Origin of the sequence: Streptomyces sp. C10-9-1 (assembly GCF_024497955.1) — a bacterium.
In the GTDB taxonomy this organism is placed as follows: Bacteria; Actinomycetota; Actinomycetes; order Streptomycetales; family Streptomycetaceae; genus Streptomyces; species Streptomyces sanyensis.
In genome coordinates this window covers 345,721-366,106 of record NZ_JANHKP010000003.1, presented here as the reverse complement: position 1 = coordinate 366,106, position 20,386 = coordinate 345,721, and the positions used below count along the sequence as shown (strand labels likewise).

Below are 20,386 nucleotides of genomic sequence, written 5' to 3'. Positions count from 1 at the left end.
CCCGCACCCGCACCGGAGGACCAGCGTGCAGTCACCTTCTGGGGGGCGCCCCCCAGGTCCCCGCAGTCTGCTGCTCGCCGAGGTGGCCCAGGCCACCCAGCGCCTGGCCGACGCCGGTGTGCCCTCGCCCCGCTTCGACGCGGAGGAACTCGCCGCCTTCGTCCACCAGGTGAAGCGGGGGGAGCTGCACCTGGTCAAGGACGCCGACTTCGACGCCCGCTACTGGGAGGCCGTCGCGCGGCGCGAGGCCCGCGAGCCCCTCCAGCACATCACCGGGCGCGCCTTCTTCCGGTACCTGGAGCTCCAGGTGGGGCCCGGCGTGTTCGTCCCCAGACCGGAGACCGAGTCCGTGGTGGGCTGGGCCATAGAGGCCGTGCGCGCCATGGACGTCGTCGAACCGCTCATCGTCGACCTGTGCACCGGCTCCGGCGCCATCGCGCTCGCCATGGCCCAGGAGGTGCCGCGCTCGCGGGTGCACGCCGTGGAGCTGTCCGACGACGCCCTGCGCTGGGCCCGGCGCAACGCGGAGGGCTCCCGGGTCACCGTCCACCAGGGCGACGCGCTCACCGCGCTCCCGGAGTTCGACGGCCAGGTCGACCTGGTGATCTCCAACCCGCCCTACATCCCGCTCACCGAGTGGGAGTACGTGGCGCCCGAGGCCCGCGACCACGATCCCCAGATGGCGCTGTTCTCCGGCGAGGACGGCCTGGACACCATCCGCGGTATCGAGCGCACCGCACACCGCCTGCTGCGTCCGGGCGGGCTCGTCGTCGTCGAGCACGCCGACACGCAGGGCGGCCAGGTCCCGTGGATCTTCAACGAGGAGTCCGGCTGGGCCGACGCGGCCGACCACCCCGATCTGAACAGGCGGCCGCGGTTCGCGACCGCGCGCAAGGCGATGCCATGACCAGGCACGCGTACGAGGAGGCTCGTTAGATGGCTCGGCGATACGACTGCAACGACCTGACGGACCGCGCCAACGGCCTGAGGGAGGCCGCCTCGGCCGTCCGCCGCGGCGAACTCGTCGTGCTGCCCACCGACACCGTCTACGGCATCGGCGCGGACGCCTTCACCTCCGAGGCCGTCGCCGACCTGCTGGCGGCGAAGGGGCGCGGCCGCAACATGCCCACCCCGGTGCTCATCGGCTCGCCGAACACGCTGCACGGCCTCGTCACGGACTTCTCCGAGGCGGCCTGGGAACTCGTCGACGCCTTCTGGCCCGGCGCCCTGACCCTGGTCACCCGGCACCAGCCGTCCCTCCAGTGGGACCTGGGCGACACCCGCGGGACGGTCGCGATCCGGATGCCCCTGCACCCGGTGGCCATCGAACTGCTCACCGAGGTCGGCCCGATGGCCGTCTCCAGCGCCAACCTCACGGGACACCCCGCCCCCGAGGACTGCGACTCCGCGCAGGGGATGCTCGGCGACGCCGTCTCCGTGTACCTGGACGGCGGCCCCACCCCGGGCATCGTCCCGTCCTCCATCGTCGACGTCACGAGCCCCGTGCCCGTCCTGCTGCGCGAGGGCGCACTCTCCGCCGAGGAGCTCCGCAAGGTCGTACCCGACCTCGAGGTGGCCCCGTGACGCAGGAGAACGACCGGGGGCGGCCGCGGTGACCGCCGCCGAGGGGCGTGGCATAGCGGACCCCGCGGGCCCCGTACCGGCCTTCCGCATCCTCCACGTCAGCACCGGCAACGTCTGCCGCTCGCCCATCACCGAGCGGCTGACCCGGCATGCCCTCTGCGACCGGCTGGGCGACCCGCTCTCCGGCGGCCTGGTCGTGGAGAGCGCCGGTACCTGGGGCCACGAGGGCGCGCCCATGGAGGCGAACGCGGAGACCGTCCTCGCGGACTTCGGTGCGGACGCGAGCGGCTTCGTCGGCCGGGAACTGCTCGACGAGCACGTCATCCGCGCCGACCTGGTGCTCACCGCGACCCGTGACCACCGCGCCCAGGTCATCTCCATGGGCCACTCGGCCGGGCTGAGGACCTTCACGCTCAAGGAGTTCACCCGCCTGGTCCGGGCCATAGACCCGGCCACCCTCCCGGACCCGCGGCAGGAGGGCGTCGTGGAGCGGGCCCGGGCCCTGGTGCACGCCGCGGCCGCCCTGCGCGGCTGGCTGCTCGCCCCGAGCCCCGACGCGGACGAGGTCTTCGACCCGTACGGGGCGCCGATCACCTTCTTCCGCTCGATCGGGGAGGAGATCCACCAGGCGCTCGACCCGGTGGTCACGGCGCTCACCGGGGTCCCCACCCGGCGCTGACCGGCCCAGCCGCCCCACGGGGCCGGGGCCGTACGCACGCCACGGGGGCGGACGGGGGCAGCGGGGGCGGGATGCGGCGGTACAGGGCGCGCACGCGGCGGGGCACGGTCCTACATTGGAGGTGCCGCCGCTCCCCTCCGAGGCACGGAGCCGTCATGTCCGCATCCTCCGAAGTGCGTCCCGCCCCCCTCGCACCCGCCGTCCTCCACGACGACCCGGCCTTCGCGGCGCTGCGCCGCCAGGACCCGCAGGCCGCCGACATCCTCCTCGCGGAGTCCCAGCGGCAGGCCGGCGGGCTCCAGCTCATCGCCGCCGAGAACTTCACCTCGCCCGCGGTGCTCGCCGCACTCGGCTCCCCGCTCGCCAACAAGTACGCCGAGGGCTATCCGGGCGCCCGCCACCACGGCGGCTGCGAGCTGGTCGACGCCGCCGAGCGCCTCGCGACCGAGCGCGCCACCGCCCTCTTCGGCTGCGAGCACGCGAACGTCCAGCCCCACTCGGGATCCTCGGCGGTCCTCGCGGCCTACGCGGCGCTGCTGCGGCCCGGCGACACCGTACTGGCGCTGGGCCTGCACTTCGGGGGCCATCTGACCCACGGCTCGCCCGCCAACTTCTCCGGGCGCTGGTTCGACTTCGTCGGCTACGGGATCGACCCGGAGACGGGCCTCATCGACTACGGGCAGCTGCGCAGGCTGGCGCGGCAGCACCGACCGAAGGCGATCGTCTGCGGCTCGATCTCCTATCCGCGCCACCCGGACTACGCGGCTTTCCGGGAGGTCGCCGACGAGGTGGGCGCGTATCTGATCGCGGACGCCGCGCACCCCATCGGGCTGGTCGCGGGCGGTGCCGCACCGAACCCGGTGCCGTACGCCGACGTGGTCTGCGCGACCACCCACAAGGTGCTGCGCGGGCCGCGCGGCGGGATGCTGCTGTGCGGGGCGGAGCTGGCCGACCGGATCGACCGTGCGGTGTTCCCCTTCACCCAGGGCGGTGCGCAGATGCACACCATCGCCGCCAAGGCCGTGGCCTTCGGCGAGGCGGCCACGCCCGCGTTCACCGCCTACGCGCACCAGGTCGTCGCCAACGCCCGGGAGCTGGCGGAGGGACTGGAGGCGGAGGGGCTGGCCGTGCTCACGGGCGGCACCGACACCCACATCGTCGGCGCCGACCCGGCGGCCCTGGGCGTCGACGGCCGGACGGCCCGCAGCCGCCTGGCCGCCGCGGGCATCGTGCTCGACACCTGCGCGCTGCCCTACGGGGACGGCCGCGGCATCCGGCTCGGCACCGCGGCGGTCACCACCCAGGGCATGGGCCGCCCGGAGATGGCCCGGATCGCCTCCCTCTTCGCGGCGGCGCTCCGCGAGGAGGACCGTGTGCGCGAACAGGTGGCGGAGATGGCGGCGGCCTTCCCGCCCTACCCGCCGGCGGTCGTCGAGCGTCACGGGGAGTGACGGTACGGGCGCGCGCGGGACGGCCGTGCAACCGTCGGCCGTCGTGGCCCGTCGTATGTCCTAAGGTGTGGATCGGCGCGTCGTCCAACACATGGGGATTCAGTGCGCGAGTACCTGCTGACGCTCTGTGTCACGGTAGCGGTGACTTACCTGCTGACCGGACCGGTGCGGAAGTTCGCCATCGCAGCCGGCGCGATGCCGGCGATCCGGGCGCGGGACGTGCACCGGGAACCGACACCGCGACTCGGCGGCATCGCCATGTTCGGCGGCCTGTGCGCGGGTCTGCTCGTGGCGGACCACCTGCTCAACATGGACGACATCTTCGCGTTGTCGAGCGAGCCCCGGGCGCTGCTCTCCGGTGCGGCCCTGATCTGGCTGATCGGCGTGCTGGACGACAAGTTCGAGATCGACGCCCTGATCAAGCTCGGCGGGCAGATGATCGCCGCGGGCGTGATGGTCGCGCAGGGGCTGACGATCCTGTGGATTCCGGTGCCCGGTGTGGGCACGGTCTCCCTCACCGCCTGGCAGGGGAACCTGCTGACCGTCGCCCTGGTCGTCATCACCATCAACGCGGTCAACTTCGTGGACGGCCTGGACGGGCTCGCCGCGGGCATGGTCTGCATCACCTCGGCGGCGTTCTTCCTCTACGCCTACCGCATGTGGGTCGGGTACGGGATCGAGGCCGCCGCTCCGGCCTCCCTCTTCGCGGCCGTGCTGGTCGGCATGTGCCTGGGCTTCCTGCCGCACAACATGCACCCGGCCAGGATCTTCATGGGGGACTCCGGGTCGATGCTGATCGGCCTGGTGCTGGCCGCCGGGGCCATCTCCATCACCGGGCGCGTGGACCCCGACCGGATCGCCTACAGCGTGGGCTCGGAGCGGGACGCGGTGCACGCCATGGTGCCGGTCTACATGCCGATCATCTTCCCGCTGACCATCATCGCGATCCCGATCGCCGACCTGGTGCTGGCGATCGTCCGGCGCACCTGGAAGGGCCAGTCGCCGTTCGCGGCGGACCGGGGGCACCTGCACCACCGCCTGCTCCAGATCGGCCACTCGCACAGCCGGGCCGTGCTGATCATGTACTTCTGGTCCGGCCTGATCGCCTTCGGCGCGGTGCTCTACTCGGTGCACGCCGACTCGATGTGGATCGTCCCGGTGATCGTGGTCCTGAGCGCGGTGGGCCTGGTGCTCCTGCTGCTGCCCCGGTTCCGTCCGAGGGCCCCGCGCTGGGCGGAGTCCTTCGTCCCGCCCCGCTACCGGCGCCGCGTGCGCGGTCGGCACCCCGCGCCGCCACTCCCGGCGGACGGCGCCCCCGCTCCGGCCGAGGAGCCCGTGCCGGTCGGTGTGGGCGTCAGCGGCATGAACGGGGCGACGGCGGTGGGGGCGCGGCGGCTGTACGAAGGGGACCGGGCGGGAACCGGCGGCTGACCGGAAACCGGCGTAACCGGTCTCACTCTTTTCGTCGTTCGGCCGATTCCGCCCGGCGCGTCGGCCGCGCGCCGGGAGCTTCGCAGGGCGCGGGCACCGGACGGTGACGTTCCTGGATGATCTTCAGCCGTTCTTCTCCACTCCCTGCCGTGGTCACTGAGCGTCACGACAAGGGTGGTCCAGATCGCTCGGTGTCCGGAGTGGGCCCGACCAGTGGCAACGGCGTTAGCCGGGACGTACCAGCCGGCCGCCATGGCGGATGACGCGTCCCGGGAGACCCCGGTGGCCGCTCAGGCGGACCGCGTGAAGGTGGAGCGTCGGTACGGCAGGCGCTTCAACAGGGTGGTCGGCGTGGAGAGCGCCTGCGCACGCAGGGCGTGCTTCACGGTGACGGTCGCGGCCCGCAAGGACCCGCTGTCCGCCAGCCGCGCGACGAAGAAGGAGTCGTTCCGCTACGGCGGCACGCTGCGGAAGAAGGATCGGGAGGCCGCCACGGGGGCGCGTGACGGGGGGCACTGCATGGACGTTGAAGGTGCAGGAGCCGTACACCAGGTGACGTCAGCGGTGTGGGTGTGCTTCGTGCGGGAGGAGGCATCGCCTCATTACCAGACAAAAACCCTTCCCGGCGCGCACACACGCGCAGTGTCACTCTCATGTGTGAGAGTTGGCACACGTACGGGTAAAGACCTCATCAAATAGTTTGTGATACCGTTCACGAGACCCGGAGACAGCGCCGAAGGACCGTAGTGCGACAGTCCGTTGGCCGCCGAGACCCATTTCGGAACCGGTTTAGGCTCGTCCTCGACGACCCCGATTCACTGCCCCCCAGCAAAGCGGAGCCACCGCCATGCCGTCCAATGACGCACGCAATCTCCTGCACGCCGCCGTGCCGACCGCTGCCGCCGGCGCCGTTGCCGCCGTCGTGAGTGCGGTGGTCGCGGGCGGCAAGGGGGCGGTAGGCGCCTTGGTCGCCACGGGTGTGGTGATCGTCTTCATGGGGATCGGCCTGTACGTGCTCCAGCGGGTGGCCAAGTCGCTGCCGCAGATCTTCCAGGCCATGGGGCTGATGCTCTACGCGGCCCAGCTGCTGCTGCTCTTCATCTTCGTCGCGGTGTTCAAGAACACCACGCTGTTCAACCCCCGGGCGTTCGCGATCACGTTGGTCGTGCTCACGCTCGTGTGGATCGCCGCCCAGACCCGAGCACACATGAAGGCCAAGATCCTCTACGTCGAACCCGAGTCCTCCGCCGGTGACAAGCCCGGAGACAAGGGGCATTCGTCGTGAGGGGTAGGGCCGGTATAAGTGCCCGTTCGGGATCCTGCTATCGTCCGGTGCCAACTGCGGCATCGCGGGCGCGGGCATCTGAGCTGACGCCTGCCTATTCGCGAGGCTTGATGCCCTACTGCCGCCCCACCATTCGTAGTACCAGTCCAGTGCCGACCCGCGGCTCCGCGCCGCGCCGACACAACGAGGTTGCCGTACCTATGCGCCACGCTGAAGGAGCCCGCGGTGAGTGCTGACCCGACGCAGGTGCTCGCCTTCGAGACCGACTGCCACATCTTCGACGGTTGTGGCTTTCCGGCTCCGGGCCTGCACTCGTTCCTGTTCGAGCCGCTCTGGGGCGACGGGGACAGCAATCTGTACTTCAACAAGACGATGCTGCTGGCCCTGCTCGGGTCGGTCATCATCGTCGGCTTCTTCTGGGCGGCGTTCCGCAACCCGAAGGTCGTGCCGGGGAAGCTGCAGATGGTCGCCGAGTCCGGCTACGACTTCATCCGCCGCGGCGTGGTCTACGAGACGATCGGCAAGCGCGACGGTGAGAAGTACGTGCCCTTCATCGTGGCGCTGTTCTTCTTCGTCTGGATGATGAACCTGTGGTCGATCATCCCGGTCGCGCAGTTCCCGGTCACGTCGATCATCTCGTATCCGGCCGTTCTGGCGCTGCTCGTCTACATCACCTGGGTCACCCTGACGTTCAAGCGGCACGGGGTCGGCGGCGCGTTCAAGAACATCACCGGCTTCGACAAGTCGCTCGGTGCGGTCGCCTACCTGGCGGCGTTCATCGAACTCTTCTCGAACCTGCTGGTCCGCCCGTTCACGCACGCCGTGCGACTCTTCGCGAACATGTTCGCGGGCCACACGCTGCTGCTGCTCTTCACCATCGCCAGCTGGTACCTGCTGAACGGCATCGGTATCGCTTACGCGGGCGTCTCCTTCGTGATGGTCATCGTCATGACCCTCTTCGAGCTCTTCATCCAGGCGGTCCAGGCGTACGTCTTTGTCCTCCTGGCTTGCACCTACATCCAGGGCGCGCTCGCCGAGCACCACTGAGCCCCTCCCTGAACCCCCCAGTCGTCCGGTGGCCAACCCCCACCGGTCCGTAAAGAGAAGGAAGAACTGGCATGTCCCAGACCCTTGCTGCTGTCACCGGTGACCTCGGCTCCGTCGGTTACGGCCTCGCGGCCATCGGTCCCGGCGTCGGCATCGGCATCATCTTCGGTAACGGCACCCAGGCCCTGGCCCGTCAGCCCGAGGCTGCCGGTCTGATCCGCGCCAACCAGATCCTCGGCTTCGCCTTCTGTGAGGCGCTCGCCCTCATCGGTCTGGTCATGCCGTTCGTCTACTAAAGACGACGAACGACCAGCCCTAACCGACGAAAGGCACTGATGTGGACCCCCTGGTTCAGCTCGCGGCCGAGAATCCGCTGATTCCGCCGATTCCCGAGCTCGTCATCGGCCTGATCGCCTTCCTCATCGTCTTCGGTTTCCTGGCCAAGAAGCTCCTCCCGAACATCAACAAGGTTCTGGACGAGCGCCGCGAGGCCATCGAGGGCGGTATCGAGAAGGCCGACGCGGCCAAGACCGAAGCCGAAAGCGTCCTGGAGCAGTACAAGGCCCAGCTCGCCGAGGCCCGGCACGAGGCCGCCCGGCTGCGCCAGGAGGCGACCGAGCAGGGCACCGCGATCATCGCCGAGATGAAGGCGGAAGGCCAGCGGCAGCGTGAGGAGATCATCGCGGCCGGCCACGCCCAGATCGAGGCCGACCGCAAGGCCGCGGCCTCGGCGCTGCGCCAGGACGTGGGCAAGCTCGCCACCGACCTGGCCGGCAAGCTGGTGGGTGAGTCCCTGGAGGACCACGCCCGCCAGAGCCGCACCATCGACCGGTTCCTCGACGAGCTCGACGCGAAGGCCGAGGCCGCACGATGAACGGAGCCAGCCGCGAGGCGCTGGCCGCCGCGCACGAGTCCCTCGACGCGCTGACCGACTCCACGTCGGCCGACGCGGCGAAGCTCGCCGGCGAGCTGGCAGCCGTCACCGCGCTGCTCGACCGTGAGGTGTCGCTGCGTCGGGTCCTCACCGACCCGGCGCAGGCCGGCGAGGCCAAGGCCGAGCTGGCCGGACGCGTGCTCGACGGGCAGGTCGGCGGTCAGACCGTCGACCTGATCAAGGGCATGGTCCGCGCTCGCTGGTCGCAGTCGCGCGACCTGGTCGACGCGCTGGAGGAGCTGGCGGCCACCGCCGAGCTCACCGCAGCGCAGAAGACCGGGCGTCTCGACAACGTGGAGGACGAGCTCTTCCGCTTCGGGCGCATCCTCTCCACCAGCACCGAGCTGCGCTCGGCGCTGACCGACCGCGCCGCCACGGCCGCCGCCAAGGGCGACCTGGTCGGCGAGCTGCTCGGCAGCAAGGTGGAGAAGGTCACCGAGCGGCTGATCGTCCGTCTCGTCACGCACCCGCGGGGACGTAGCCTGGAGGCGGGACTCGACTCGCTGTCCAAGCTGGCCGCGGAGCGCCGGGACCGCATGGTCGCCGTCGTCACCTCCGCGGTGCCGCTGACCGAAGCGCAGAAGCAGCGCCTCGGCGCGGGCCTCGCCCGGCTCTACGGCCGGGAGATGCACCTCAACCTCGAGGTGGACCCCGAGGTCCTCGGCGGTATCTCGGTGCGGGTCGGCGACGAGGTCATCAACGGCACGGTCGCGGACCGGATCGACGAGGCCAAGCGCCGCATCGCCGGCTGACCCCGGTCGGCAGCACAACAGCACAAGCATCACCAGCGGCCCGGTTGGGTCGTGCAGAGATTTGCAGAAGATTCCTGGGGGTCGCCCCCAGACCCCCAAAGAAACTTCGGGCCCAACAAGGAGAGCAGGGAACCCAGATGGCGGAGCTCACGATCCGGCCGGAGGAGATCCGGGACGCGCTGGAGAACTTTGTCCAGTCGTACCAGCCGGACGCGGCCTCGCGCGAGGAGGTCGGCACGGTCAGCCTGGCCGGTGACGGTATCGCGAAGGTGGAGGGTCTTCCCTCCGCCATGGCGAACGAGCTGCTGAAGTTCGAGGACGGCACCCTCGGCCTCGCCCTCAACCTCGAGGAGCGCGAGATCGGTGCCATCGTCCTCGGTGAGTTCAGCGGCATCGAGGAGGGCCAGTCGGTCACCCGCACCGGCGAGGTCCTGTCCGTGGCCGTCGGCGAGGGCTACCTCGGCCGCGTCGTCGACCCGCTCGGCAACGCGATCGACGGCCTCGGCGAGATCGAGACCTCGGGCCGCCGCGCCCTCGAGCTGCAGGCCCCCACGGTCATGCAGCGCAAGTCGGTGCACGAGCCCATGGAGACGGGCTACAAGGCCGTCGACGCGATGACCCCGATCGGCCGCGGCCAGCGCCAGCTGATCATCGGCGACCGCCAGACGGGCAAGACCGCCCTGGCCGTCGACACGATCATCAACCAGCGCGACAACTGGCGTACCGGCGACCCGTCGAAGCAGGTCCGCTGCATCTACGTCGCCGTCGGCCAGAAGGGCTCCACCATCGCGTCCGTGCGCGGCGCGCTGGAGGAGGCCGGTGCGCTGGAGTACACGACCATCGTCGCCGCCCCGGCGTCCGACCCGGCCGGCTTCAAGTACCTCGCCCCCTACACCGGCTCGGCCATCGGCCAGCAGTGGATGTACGAGGGCAAGCACGTCCTGATCATCTTCGACGACCTGTCGAAGCAGGCCGACGCCTACCGCGCCGTGTCCCTGCTGCTGCGCCGCCCGCCGGGTCGTGAGGCCTACCCGGGTGACGTCTTCTACCTGCACTCGCGTCTGCTGGAGCGCTGCGCCAAGCTCTCCGACGACATGGGCGCCGGCTCGATGACGGGTCTGCCCATCGTCGAGACCAAGGCGAACGACGTGTCGGCGTTCATCCCGACCAACGTCATCTCCATCACCGACGGCCAGTGCTTCCTGGAGTCCGACCTGTTCAACGCCGGTCAGCGCCCGGCCCTGAACGTCGGTATCTCGGTCTCCCGCGTCGGTGGCTCGGCCCAGCACAAGGCCATCCGCCAGGTCTCCGGCCGTCTGCGCGTGGACCTCGCCCAGTACCGCGAGCTGGAGGCCTTCGCCGCCTTCGGTTCCGACCTGGACGCGGCCTCCAAGGCCTCGCTGGAGCGCGGCAAGCGCATGGTCGAGCTGCTGAAGCAGGCGCAGTACCAGCCGATGCCGACCGAGGAGCAGGTCGTCTCCGTCTGGGCCGGCACCACCGGCAAGATGGACGACGTCCCCGTCCAGGACATCCGCCGCTTCGAGAAGGAGCTGCTGGAGTACCTGCGGCGCGAGGAGAGCGGTCTGCTGTCCTCCATCCGCGAGGGCGGCAAGATGTCGGACGACACGCTGACGAAGGTCGCGGACTCGATCGCCGACTTCAAGAAGCAGTTCGAGACCGCGGACGGCAAGCTGCTCGGCGAGGACGCCCCGGCGGCCGTCGACGTCTCCAAGTGACGACGGAAGGGACCTGACTCATGGGAGCGCAGCTCCGGGTCTACAAGCGTCGCATCCGGTCCGTCACCGCGACGAAGAAGATCACCAAGGCGATGGAGATGATCGCCGCCTCGCGCATCGTCAAGGCGCAGCGCAAGGTGGCGGCCTCCGCGCCGTACGCGGCCGAGCTCACCCGCGCGGTCACGGCGGTGGCGACCGGGTCGAACACCAAGCACCCGCTGACGACCGAGGTCGAGGCCCCGGCCCGTGCCGCGGTCCTGCTCGTCACGAGCGACCGCGGTCTGGCCGGCGGCTACTCCGCCAACGCCATCAAGGCCGCGGAGCGGCTCACCGCGCGGCTGCGCGGCGAGGGCAAGGAGGTCGACACCTTCATCGTCGGCCGCAAGGGTGTGGCCTACTTCGGCTTCCGCGAGCGCAAGGTCGCGGACTCGTGGACCGGCTTCACCGACAGCCCCGAGTACGCGGACGCCAAGAAGGTGGCCGCCCCCCTCATCGAGGCCGTCCGCAAGGACACGGCCGAGGGTGGCGTCGACGAGCTGCACATCGTCTTCACGGAATTCGTGTCGATGATGACGCAGACGCCCGTCGACAACCGGATGCTGCCGCTCAGCCTCGAGAAGGCGAAGGAGGAGACCGGCGGGAAGAGCGAGATCCTTCCGCTGTTCGACTTCGAGCCGTCGGCGGAGGACGTCCTGGACGCCCTCCTGCCGCGCTACGTCGAGAGCCGTATCTACAACGCCCTCCTGCAGGCCGCAGCCTCCGAGCACGCGGCCCGCCGTCGGGCGATGAAGTCGGCCACCGACAACGCGGGTGACCTGATCACCAACCTCACCCGACTTGCCAACGCGGCCCGCCAGGCCGACATCACCCAGGAAATCAGCGAGATCGTCGGTGGCTCCGCAGCCCTGGCCGACGCGACCGCGGGGAGTGACAAGTAACATGACTGCCTCTGTTGAGACGGCCACCCCGGGCAGCACGGCCACGGGCCGTGTCGCCCGGGTCATCGGCCCGGTCGTCGACGTGGAGTTCCCCGTCGACGCGATGCCCGACATCTACAACGCCCTTCACGTCGAGGTCGCCGACCCCGCCGAGGACGGCGCCCGGAAGACGCTGACCCTGGAGGTCGCGCAGCACCTCGGTGACGGCATCGTCCGCACCATCTCGATGCAGCCCACCGACGGCCTGGTCCGCCAGGCCCCGGTGACCGACACGGGTGCGGGCATCACCGTCCCGGTCGGCGACTTCACCAAGGGCAAGGTGTTCAACACCCTCGGTGAGGTGCTGAACCACCCCGAGGAGAACGCCAACGTCGGCGAGCGCTGGGCGATCCACCGCCAGGCCCCGGCCTTCGACCAGCTCGAGTCCAAGACCGAGATGTTCGAGACCGGCCTGAAGGTCGTCGACCTCCTCACCCCGTACGTCAAGGGTGGAAAGATCGGTCTGTTCGGTGGTGCCGGTGTCGGCAAGACCGTGCTGATCCAGGAAATGATCATGCGTGTCGCCAACCTCCACGAGGGCGTCTCCGTCTTCGCGGGCGTCGGTGAGCGCACCCGTGAGGGCAACGACCTCATCGCGGAGATGGAGGAGTCCGGCGTCCTCGACAAGACGGCGCTGGTCTTCGGCCAGATGGACGAGCCCCCGGGCACCCGTCTGCGCGTCGCCCTGGCCGGTCTGACCATGGCGGAGTACTTCCGCGATGTGCAGAAGCAGGACGTGCTCTTCTTCATCGACAACATCTTCCGGTTCACCCAGGCCGGTTCCGAGGTGTCCACCCTGCTCGGCCGCATGCCGTCCGCGGTGGGCTACCAGCCGAACCTGGCGGACGAGATGGGTCTGCTGCAGGAGCGCATCACCTCGACCCGCGGTCACTCGATCACCTCGATGCAGGCGATCTACGTCCCCGCGGACGACCTGACCGACCCGGCGCCGGCCACCACCTTCGCCCACCTCGACGCGACGACGGTGCTCTCCCGTCCGATCTCCGAGAAGGGCATCTACCCGGCGGTGGACCCGCTGGACTCGACGTCCCGCATCCTGGACCCGCGCTACATCGTGCAGGACCACTACGAGGCCGCGATGCGCGTCAAGGGGATCCTGCAGAAGTACAAGGACCTCCAGGACATCATCGCGATCCTCGGTATCGACGAGCTGGGCGAGGAGGACAAGCTGGTCGTCCACCGTGCCCGTCGTGTCGAGCGCTTCCTGTCGCAGAACACCCACGCCGCCAAGCAGTTCACCGGTGTGGACGGTTCGGACGTGCCGCTCGACGAGTCGATCGCCGCGTTCAACGCGATCTGCGACGGTGAGTACGACCACTTCCCCGAGCAGGCCTTCTTCATGTGCGGTGGCCTCGAGGACCTCAAGAAGAACGCCAAGGAACTCGGCGTCTCCTGAGTCGTGGCCCGGGAAGGGGGCGGGACCCGTCCCGCTCCCTTCCCCACGCCGTCATCCGGCGGCATCGGAGGGCGACCTCCGACATCCCGGCCCTGGGCCGGGGCGGGCCGGGGCGCTTCGGCGCCTTGCGCCCTACTAGACTTATGACCCAACACCCGGCACTACCGCCGGGTGGTGACCCGAGGAGCCAACCTTGGCTGCTGAGCTGCACGTCGAGCTGGTCGCCGCGGACCGCAGTGTCTGGTCCGGAGAGGCCACGCTGGTGGTCGCGCGCACCACCTCCGGCGACATCGGCGTCATGCCCGGTCACCAGCCGCTGCTGGGTGTGCTGGAGTCGGGCCCGGTGACCATCCGTACGAGTGAGGGCCAGACCGTGGTCGCGGCCGTGCACGGCGGTTTCATCTCCTTCGCCGACGACAAGCTGTCGCTGCTGGCGGAGATCGCCGAGCTGGCGGACGAGATCGACGTCCAGCGCGCCGAGCGCGCGCTGGAGCGGGCGAAGTCCGCGGCGGACGCGTCCGCCGAGCGTCGCGCCGACGTCCGGCTTCGTGCGGTGGCGGTCGGCTAGGTCCCTTCGCAAGGAGGCGACTGGCGGACACCGCCGATCAGTTTTTCCCTCAGCCGCGGCCCGGTCCGGAGTCACTCCGGAGCGTGTCGCGGCTGAGGCGATGCAGGTGCAGGTATTCGTGAACGGGACGAGGCGAGGAGGTCGGTGGAGATGTTCCTCGCTCTTCTTGTGAGCGGCCTGGTCGTCCTGCTGGTGGTGGTCGCGCTGTTGGTCTTCGGTCTGCGCCGTCGGGTGATCCAGCGCTCCGGCGGGACCTTCGACTGCAGCCTGCGCTGGAACGTCCCCGACGACGGCGACGGCAGCAGCAAGGGCTGGGTCTACGGTGTGGCCCGCTACAACGGCGACCGGGTGGAGTGGTTCCGCGTCTTCTCCTACGCCCCCCGCCCCCGGCGGATGCTGGAGCGTGCGGCGATCGAGGTCCTGGCGCGCCGGGTGCCGGACAGCGAGGAGGAGCTGGCGCTGCTCTCCGACGCGGTGGTCCTGGTCTGCCTGCATCGCGGGACGCGCCTGGAGCTGGCGATGAGCGAGGACGCCCTGACCGGCTTCCTCGCCTGGCTGGAGGCGGCGCCGCCCGGTCAGCGGGTGAACGTCGCCTGACGGGTTTCCCCGAGGGGCCCCTTCCCGGTACCGCACCGGGAAGGGGCCCCTCGCCGTCGGTGCCGGGTCCCGTCAGGCGGGCCCGCCGGTCCGCCCGGGGCGTGACGGGCGGCGGTGCCCGCCGGGCTCCCGGGCGGGCAGCGGAGGGGCGGCCGGCTCCGCGGCGGGGGAGTGGGGGCGGCCGGTACGCCGCCGCCCCGACCGCGCCGACCGGGTCGCGTGCCCGCTCGGGAGGCTGACCGTCCGGCCCCCCGTCCTCGGCCCCCGGCACGGGGCGGGGCCCGGGAGAGTCACCCACTCTCCCGGGCCCCGCGTGTGTGTACGGACCGGTTATCCGAGCCCGCTGTTGATGGCGCTCACCAGCTCACCGTTGGAGGTGTCGCCGCTGAACTCCCAGAAGAAGGCTCCACCGAGCCCCTGGTTGTTCGCCCAGCCCATCTTGGAGGTGACGGTGGCCGGGGTGTCGTAGCTCCACCAGTTGGTGCCGCAGTGGGCGTAGGCGGTGCCGGCGATGGTGCCGGTGGCCGGGCAGCTGTTCTTGAGGACCTTGTAGTCCTCGATGCCCTGCTCGTAGGTGCCCGTGGCGGGCCCGGTCGCGGTGCCGCCCGGGGCGGCCTGGGTCACGCCGGTCCAGCCGCGGCCGTAGAAGCCGATGCCGAGCAGCAGCTTCTTCGCCGGGACGCCCTTCGCCTTGAACTTGGCGATCGCCTCGGCCGAGTTGAAGCCGGACTGCGGGATGCCCGCGTACGAGGTCAGCGGCGAGTGCGGGGCCGTCGGGCCGTTCTTCGCCCAGGCGCCGAAGAAGTCGTACGTCATGACGTTGTACCAGTCGATGTACTGGGCGGCCGGGCCGTAGTCCGCGGCGTCGATCTTGCCGCCGGAGGAGGCGTCCGCCGTGACGGCGGCCGTGACCAGGTTGTTCGGGCCGAACTTGGCGCGCATGGCCTGCATCATGGTGGTGAAGGCGGCCGGGCCGCTGGTGTCGCAGGACAGACCGCAGGCGTTCGGGTACTCCCAGTCCAGGTCGATGCCGTCGAAGACGTCGGCCCAGCGCGGGTCCTCCACCAGGTCGTAGCAGGACTGCGCGAAGGCGGCCGGGTTCTGCACGGCCTGGCCGAAGCCGCCGGACCAGGTCCAGCCGCCGAACGACCACAGCACCTTGATGTGCGGGTACTGGGCCTTCAGCTTGCGCAGCTGGTTGAAGTTGCCGCGCAGGGGCTGGTCCCAGGTGTCCGCCACGCCGTCGACCGACTGGGCGGCCGTGTAGGCCTTGTCGTAGTCGGCGTAGGCGTCGCCGATCGTGCACTTGCCGCCCTGGACGTTGCCGAAGGCGTAGTTGATGTGCGTGATCTTCTGGGCGGAGCCGGAGGTGACCAGGTTCTTCACGTGGTAGTTGCGCCCGTAGACGCCCCAGTTGGTGAAGTAGCCGAGCTTGATCTTGTCGCCGACGGGCGGCTCGCCGCCCCCGCCGGTGGTGCGCACGGCGACCGAGCCGCTGGCCGGTCCGGTCTGGTCCGCGGTGTCGCGGGCCTGGACGGCGTAGGAGTAGTCGGTGCCGGCGGTCAGCCCGGTGTTGGTGTAGCTGGTGCCGGTGACCGTGGCGACCTTGGCGCCGTCGCGCAGGACGTCGTAGTTCTTGACGCCGTTGTCGTCCGTGGCCGCGCTCCAGCTGAGCTTCACCGAGGTGTCGGTGACGTCCGAGGCGGTGGGGGTGCCCGGAGCGGAGGGCGGGTTGTCACCCGGGACGGAGCCGCCGTCGCAGGAGGCGCCGTTGAGCTTGCAGTTGGCGGGGTCGCCGCTGCCGCTGCCGTTGAAGCCGAAGGAGACGGATGCCCCGGGGGCGAGCGTGCCGTTCCAGCCGACGTTCTTGGCCGTCCAGTGGTTGCCGGAGTTGGTGACGGTGGCGTCCCATGCCGAGGTGACCTTGGTGCCGGAGGGGAAGTCCCACTCGACGGTCCACGTGCTGATGGTCGTGGTGCCGGTGTTCTTCACCGTCCAGCTGCCGCCGAAGCCGGAGCCCCAGTCGGAGGTCTTGGTGTACGTGGCGGTGGCCGAGGTGGCCGCCTCCGCGGGGGAGGCCAGGCCGATCATGGCGGCCAGGGGAAGGGCCAGTGCGCTGACTGCGGCGGTGGCCCGGGAGGTGAATCGTCTTTTCCTGAGGGGGGCTTGAGTCGCCTGAGTGCTCAAGGAATCTCCTCGAGTCGTGTGCGGACAGATCGGGGTTGGTCCGTGCACACCGCTGCGTGGCTCACCGCAGCGTGCTCGGCGAGAGTAGGGTGGTCTGGACCAATCGTCAATAGGTCCAGACCAAAGTCGCCGCCCTCCGTCAGACGCCCAACTCCTGTGCCAAAACTGCCGCTTGGACGCGACTGCGCAGCTCCAGCTTCGCCAGTACCCGGCTGACGTGGGTCTTCACCGTCCCCTCGGCCAGCGACAGCCGTCCGGCGATCTCCGCGTTGGACAGCCCCCGGCCGAGCCAGGACAGCACCTCGCGCTCCCGGGGCGTCAGGGCGTCGAGGACCCCGGGGCCCGGGGAGCCGGGCGCCGGGGTGCGGGGCGCGGCGAACTCCGCGATCAGCCGCCGGGTCACCGCGGGGGCGATCAGACCCTCCCCGCGCGCCACCGTCCGCACCGCCTCGAGGAGTTCGTGCGCCTCGGCGTTCTTCAGCAGGAACCCGGCGGCTCCCGCGCGCAGCGCGCCGAACACATAGGCGTCCAGATCGAAGGTGGTCAGCACCAGCACGTCGGACAGCCCCTCCGCCACGACCTCCCGCGTCGCCGACACCCCGTCCAGCCGGGGCATCTGCACGTCCATGAGCACCACGTCCGGCCGCAACTCCCGTGCGAGGCGCACCGCCTCCTCGCCGTCCGCGGCCTCCCCGACGACCTCCAGATCGGCCGCGCTGCCGAGGATGAGCACCAGCCCGGCCCGCACCGCGCTCTGGTCCTCGGCGACCAGCACCCGCACGCGCCGCCCGGGCGCCCCGCCCGTCCCTGCCGAATCCGTCATGCCGCCGAGGGCTCCCTGTCGTCGCCGCGCACGGGCAGGACCGCCCGCACCCGCCAGATTCTCCCCGGTCCGCCGTCCGCGCCCGTCCCGGGTGCCTCCTCCGGCCCCGCCCGGAAGTCCCCGTCGAGCAGCGCCACCCTCTCCCGCATCCCCACCAGTCCCGCGCGCGAGCCCGGGGCCCGGGGCTCGGGGCGGGGGCGGAAGGAGCTGGTCACCGTCACCGTCAGGGCCCGCTCCCCGTCCGCGACCGAGACCCGGACCGGTCCGGGTGCCGCATGCTTGAGGGCGTTGGTCAGGGACTCCTGCACGATGCGGTAGGCCGCCAGTTCCACCGGCGCGGGCAGCCTGCGCCCCGCGTCGTCGGCCTGCCGGAGCTCGAAGGACAGGCCGTTCGGCGTCCCGTTCACACGGGCCTGCGCCACCAGGGAGCGGAGCCCCGCGAGCGTCGGGGTCGCCGCGGGCTCGGCCCCGCCGGCCCCGCTGTCGCGGAGGAGCCCGATCAGCCGCCGCATCTCCGCCAGCCCCTCGACGCTGTTCTCCCGGATGACGCCGAGGGCCCTGCGGGTGGTCGCGCCGTCGTCGAGGGAGAGCGCCGCCGTTGAGTGGATCGCGATGGCGGACAGGTGGTTGGCCACCACGTCGTGCAGCTCACGGGCCATCCGGGCCCGCTCCGCGGTGACCGCCTGCACCCGGTCCATCTCGGCGAGCAGCGCCGTCTGCTCGGCCCGCAGCCGGGCCGCGTCGGCCGCCTCGCGGTGGTTGCGCACCACCGCGCCGCTGGTGGCGGGCGCGAACACCACCAGCGCCGTGACCATGCCCAGGAGCAGTGCGGCGGGCTCCCGCAGCCACGCCAGGAAGCCCACGAACGCACCGATCGTGATCATTCCCGAGATCACCGGGATCCGGCGGGCGGCGGCGGGTGTGCCGTAGACGACGGCCGCGTACACGAGGTCGGCGAACATCACCACGGTGGCGATGCTGCCCGGGGTCAACTGGTCGGCCGCGAGGGCGATCGTCCCGGCCAGCAGTGCGGTGTGCGGCAGCGCCCGGCGCACCAGTTCCAGGCCGGCCGTCACCACCAGGGGGACCAGCATGTAGACGGGCCCGAGGAGCGAGGGGCCGGCGGGCCGTGCGTGCAGGCCGAGGGACCACAGCACCAGGCCCACGAACAGCCAGACGGCCGCGATCGTCACGTCGTCGCGGTGGGGGCGGGGGAGACTCACGGTCCCATCCAACACGGCGCCGCACCGTGTCCGCGTCCGCGTGCGGGGGGAGCCCGGAGTGCGTCGAAGGATGCAGGGCCGTCTCGTCCCTTCCGACGAGGACGCGGGCGGCCTCCGCGTGTGAGGCTGGGGCACGGAAAGGAGCGCCGTCGTGATCGTCACGTTGATCGTCGCCTGCGAGGTCGGCTTCTGGGTGCTGCTGGCGGCGGGGCTCGCCGCCCGCTACTTACTCCGGATGCCGCGCACCGGAGCCGCACTGCTGCTGTGCGAGCCCCTGCTGGAGGTCGTCCTGCTCGTGGCCACCGCCGTCGACCTCAAGGGGGGTGCGGAGCCGGGCTGGGAGCACGGGCTGGCCGCTCTCTACATCGGCTACACCGTGGGCCACGGCCACCGCACGGTGAAGTGGCTCGACGGGCATGCCGCGCACCGCTTCGGCGGGGCCCCGCCGCCCGAGCCGCCGCCCCGCCACGGGATGGCCCGCGCCCGGCACGAGGCGCGCGTCTGGCTCGGTACCGCGCTGGGTGCCGCCGTGGCCAGCGTCCTGCTGCTGGCCGCCGTCCGGTACGTGGACGACCCCTCCCGGACCGGGCCGCTGCTGGGCTGGATGCAGACGGCCTGGAAGGTGGCCGGCATCCACGGGGTGATCGCCCTGTCCTACGCGGTCTTCCCACGCAGGGCACCCGCGGCGGCCGAGCGCGAGGAACCGGTGGGCGCGGAGCGGCGCTGAGGCCCGCGGCGGTCCGGCCGCGGGCGCCGCCGCTCCGGGGTCAGCGCTCCCCGCCGGGGACCCACAGCACGTCGCCGACCTCCTTGTTCGCGGTCCTGGCCAGGATGAACAGAAGGTCGGACAGCCGGTTCAGATAGGTGGCCGTCAGCGGGTTCATCGTCTCCCCGTGCCCCTCCAGTGCCGCCCAGGTCGAGCGCTCCGCCCGCCGGACCACCGTGCACGCCTGGTGCAGCAGGGCTGCGCCCGGTGCGCCGCCGGGCAGGATGAAGCTGCGCAGCTTCTCCAGGCCCTCCAGGAACCGGTCGCAGTCCGCCTCCAACTTGTCGACGTACGCCTGCTCGACCCGCAGCGGCGGGTACTCGGGGTCCGGGACCACCGGGGTGCACAGGTCGGCGCCCACGTCGAAGAGGTCGTTCTGCACCCGGACCAGGACCTTGACGACCTCCTCGTCCAGCTGCCCCAGCGCGATGGCGGTGCCGATGGCCGCGTTGGCCTCGTTGGCGTCCGCGTAGGCGGCGATCCGCGGATCGGTCTTCGCGGTGCGGCTCATGTCGCCGAGGGCGGTGGTGCCCTGGTCGCCGGTGCGGGTGTAGATGCGCGTCAGATTGACCATGCGGCCAGCCTAAGGGCTGCCGCGCAGGCCCCGGCGGGCGTGGGACGGAGGCCGCGGCACCTCACCGTGCCGCCGGCCCTCCCCTCGGGCCCGCCCGGTTCGAGGGCCGTCCCGGCCTCCCGGCGGGGGGACCCCACCGGAGGCCGGGAACCCGTCCTCCGAGAGGACGGTGATCCCTCCAGAGCACCCCGTGCTCCGGCTCCGGGCGGGGCGGACCCCCGCCCGGCGGAGCACGGCGGCACGGGACCCGGCGGCGCGCGGGCCTGCCCGCGCGCCGCCGGTCGCGGAGCCCGTCCCCGGGGGCCGGACGGGGCCGCCGGGGCCCTTGTCGGCCACCGCCGTCCGGCCGTGGGTG

Annotated in this window: 20 protein-coding genes; 16 read left to right on the top strand and 4 right to left on the bottom strand. The window is 71.2% G+C overall.

All coding sequences use genetic code 11. The features are described 5' to 3' along the window. Positions 1-25 precede the first annotated feature (25 nt). The 15 genes from prmC (at position 26) to NPS70_RS06120 (ending at position 14,458) form a co-directional block, all read left to right on the top strand. The gene (gene prmC, locus NPS70_RS06190; RefSeq protein WP_256522986.1) at positions 26-907 is read left to right on the top strand and encodes a peptide chain release factor N(5)-glutamine methyltransferase; all 882 of its coding nucleotides are present in this window, start codon (positions 26-28) and stop codon (positions 905-907) included. Between the two features lie 29 nt (positions 908-936). After that, positions 937-1,584, top strand: a complete 648-nt coding sequence (locus NPS70_RS06185) for an L-threonylcarbamoyladenylate synthase (protein WP_256522985.1) — start codon at positions 937-939, stop codon at positions 1,582-1,584. A gap of 28 nt (positions 1,585-1,612) precedes the next feature. Next, complete coding sequence (locus NPS70_RS06180) at positions 1,613-2,263, top strand: protein-tyrosine-phosphatase (protein WP_256522984.1); 651 nt, start codon at positions 1,613-1,615, stop codon at positions 2,261-2,263. Between the two features lie 155 nt (positions 2,264-2,418). After that, on the top strand, positions 2,419-3,714 hold the full coding sequence (gene glyA, locus NPS70_RS06175) for a serine hydroxymethyltransferase (RefSeq protein ID WP_256522983.1): 1,296 nt from the start codon (positions 2,419-2,421) through the stop codon (positions 3,712-3,714). A 102-nt stretch (positions 3,715-3,816) separates the two neighbouring features. Then, positions 3,817-5,145, top strand: coding sequence for an MraY family glycosyltransferase (locus NPS70_RS06170; RefSeq protein WP_256522982.1), 1,329 nt, complete (start codon positions 3,817-3,819; stop codon positions 5,143-5,145). A gap of 847 nt (positions 5,146-5,992) precedes the next feature. Then, entirely contained in the window at positions 5,993-6,430 is a 438-nt protein-coding gene (locus tag NPS70_RS06165) for a TspO/MBR family protein (RefSeq protein ID WP_256522981.1), read from the top strand. A gap of 225 nt (positions 6,431-6,655) precedes the next feature. Next, positions 6,656-7,477, top strand: coding sequence for a F0F1 ATP synthase subunit A (gene atpB / locus NPS70_RS06160; RefSeq protein WP_256522980.1), 822 nt, complete (start codon positions 6,656-6,658; stop codon positions 7,475-7,477). A gap of 71 nt (positions 7,478-7,548) precedes the next feature. After that, positions 7,549-7,773, top strand: coding sequence for an ATP synthase F0 subunit C (gene atpE, locus NPS70_RS06155; RefSeq protein ID WP_142213658.1), 225 nt, complete (start codon positions 7,549-7,551; stop codon positions 7,771-7,773). Between the two features lie 41 nt (positions 7,774-7,814). Further along, positions 7,815-8,351: a F0F1 ATP synthase subunit B gene (locus NPS70_RS06150; protein WP_256522979.1), complete on the top strand. Its 537-nt coding sequence runs from the start codon at positions 7,815-7,817 to the stop codon at positions 8,349-8,351. After that, positions 8,348-9,163 (top strand): F0F1 ATP synthase subunit delta, encoded by an 816-nt coding sequence (locus tag NPS70_RS06145; RefSeq protein WP_256522978.1) that lies wholly within the window; start codon positions 8,348-8,350, stop codon positions 9,161-9,163. The genes NPS70_RS06150 and NPS70_RS06145 overlap by 4 nt, the downstream gene beginning before the upstream one ends. A gap of 137 nt (positions 9,164-9,300) precedes the next feature. Further along, on the top strand, positions 9,301-10,899 hold the full coding sequence (gene atpA, locus NPS70_RS06140) for a F0F1 ATP synthase subunit alpha (protein WP_256522977.1): 1,599 nt from the start codon (positions 9,301-9,303) through the stop codon (positions 10,897-10,899). A 20-nt stretch (positions 10,900-10,919) separates the two neighbouring features. After that, the gene (locus NPS70_RS06135; protein WP_256522976.1) at positions 10,920-11,837 is read left to right on the top strand and encodes a F0F1 ATP synthase subunit gamma; all 918 of its coding nucleotides are present in this window, start codon (positions 10,920-10,922) and stop codon (positions 11,835-11,837) included. Position 11,838: 1 nt separating this feature from the next. Next, positions 11,839-13,293, top strand: a complete 1,455-nt coding sequence (gene atpD, locus NPS70_RS06130; RefSeq protein WP_256522975.1) for a F0F1 ATP synthase subunit beta — start codon at positions 11,839-11,841, stop codon at positions 13,291-13,293. Positions 13,294-13,486: 193 nt separating this feature from the next. After that, a complete protein-coding gene (locus NPS70_RS06125; RefSeq protein ID WP_256522974.1) occupies positions 13,487-13,861 on the top strand; it encodes a F0F1 ATP synthase subunit epsilon in 375 nt (124 codons plus the stop codon). A 150-nt stretch (positions 13,862-14,011) separates the two neighbouring features. Then, the gene (locus NPS70_RS06120; protein WP_256522973.1) at positions 14,012-14,458 is read left to right on the top strand and encodes a DUF2550 domain-containing protein; all 447 of its coding nucleotides are present in this window, start codon (positions 14,012-14,014) and stop codon (positions 14,456-14,458) included. 330 nt (positions 14,459-14,788) lie between these two features. Here NPS70_RS06120 and NPS70_RS06115 read toward each other — a convergent pair whose 3' ends face one another. The 3 genes from NPS70_RS06115 to NPS70_RS06105 all read right to left on the bottom strand — a co-directional run bounded on the left by NPS70_RS06115 (position 14,789) and on the right by NPS70_RS06105 (position 18,691). After that, on the bottom strand, positions 14,789-16,549 hold the full coding sequence (locus NPS70_RS06115) for a glycoside hydrolase family 18 chitinase (RefSeq protein ID WP_256523077.1): 1,761 nt from the start codon (positions 16,547-16,549) through the stop codon (positions 14,789-14,791). A gap of 235 nt (positions 16,550-16,784) precedes the next feature. Continuing rightward, positions 16,785-17,468 carry a response regulator transcription factor gene (locus NPS70_RS06110; RefSeq protein WP_256522972.1) on the bottom strand — a complete coding sequence of 228 codons (684 nt, stop codon included), beginning with the start codon at positions 17,466-17,468 and terminating at the stop codon, positions 16,785-16,787. After that, entirely contained in the window at positions 17,465-18,691 is a 1,227-nt protein-coding gene (locus NPS70_RS06105; protein WP_256522971.1) for a histidine kinase, read from the bottom strand. The genes NPS70_RS06110 and NPS70_RS06105 overlap by 4 nt, the downstream gene beginning before the upstream one ends. A gap of 151 nt (positions 18,692-18,842) precedes the next feature. On the opposite strand from NPS70_RS06105, the gene NPS70_RS06100 reads away from it, so the two are divergent. Beyond that, positions 18,843-19,418: a hypothetical protein gene (locus NPS70_RS06100; protein ID WP_256522970.1), complete on the top strand. Its 576-nt coding sequence runs from the start codon at positions 18,843-18,845 to the stop codon at positions 19,416-19,418. 40 nt (positions 19,419-19,458) lie between these two features. On the opposite strand, the gene NPS70_RS06095 is transcribed toward NPS70_RS06100, so the two are convergent. Continuing rightward, on the bottom strand, positions 19,459-20,031 hold the full coding sequence (locus tag NPS70_RS06095; protein WP_256522969.1) for a cob(I)yrinic acid a,c-diamide adenosyltransferase: 573 nt from the start codon (positions 20,029-20,031) through the stop codon (positions 19,459-19,461). Between the last annotated feature and the right edge of the window lie 355 nt (positions 20,032-20,386).

Bases quoted from the DNA above. Each gene is read 5' to 3' on its own strand.
- NPS70_RS06185 (WP_256522985.1), top strand. From the start codon at position 937: ATGGCTCGGCGATACGACTGCAACGACCTGACGGACCGCGCCAACGGC.
- glyA (WP_256522983.1), top strand. From the start codon at position 2,419: ATGTCCGCATCCTCCGAAGTGCGTCCCGCCCCCCTCGCACCCGCCGTC.
- NPS70_RS06165 (WP_256522981.1), top strand. From the start codon at position 5,993: ATGCCGTCCAATGACGCACGCAATCTCCTGCACGCCGCCGTGCCGACC.
- atpE (WP_142213658.1), top strand. From the start codon at position 7,549: ATGTCCCAGACCCTTGCTGCTGTCACCGGTGACCTCGGCTCCGTCGGT.
- NPS70_RS06145 (WP_256522978.1), top strand. From the start codon at position 8,348: ATGAACGGAGCCAGCCGCGAGGCGCTGGCCGCCGCGCACGAGTCCCTC.
- atpA (WP_256522977.1), top strand. From the start codon at position 9,301: ATGGCGGAGCTCACGATCCGGCCGGAGGAGATCCGGGACGCGCTGGAG.
- NPS70_RS06135 (WP_256522976.1), top strand. From the start codon at position 10,920: ATGGGAGCGCAGCTCCGGGTCTACAAGCGTCGCATCCGGTCCGTCACC.
- atpD (WP_256522975.1), top strand. From the start codon at position 11,839: ATGACTGCCTCTGTTGAGACGGCCACCCCGGGCAGCACGGCCACGGGC.
- NPS70_RS06120 (WP_256522973.1), top strand. From the start codon at position 14,012: ATGTTCCTCGCTCTTCTTGTGAGCGGCCTGGTCGTCCTGCTGGTGGTG.
- NPS70_RS06115 (WP_256523077.1), bottom strand. From the start codon at position 16,549: ATGATCGGCCTGGCCTCCCCCGCGGAGGCGGCCACCTCGGCCACCGCC.
- NPS70_RS06110 (WP_256522972.1), bottom strand. From the start codon at position 17,468: ATGACGGATTCGGCAGGGACGGGCGGGGCGCCCGGGCGGCGCGTGCGG.
- NPS70_RS06095 (WP_256522969.1), bottom strand. From the start codon at position 20,031: ATGGTCAATCTGACGCGCATCTACACCCGCACCGGCGACCAGGGCACC.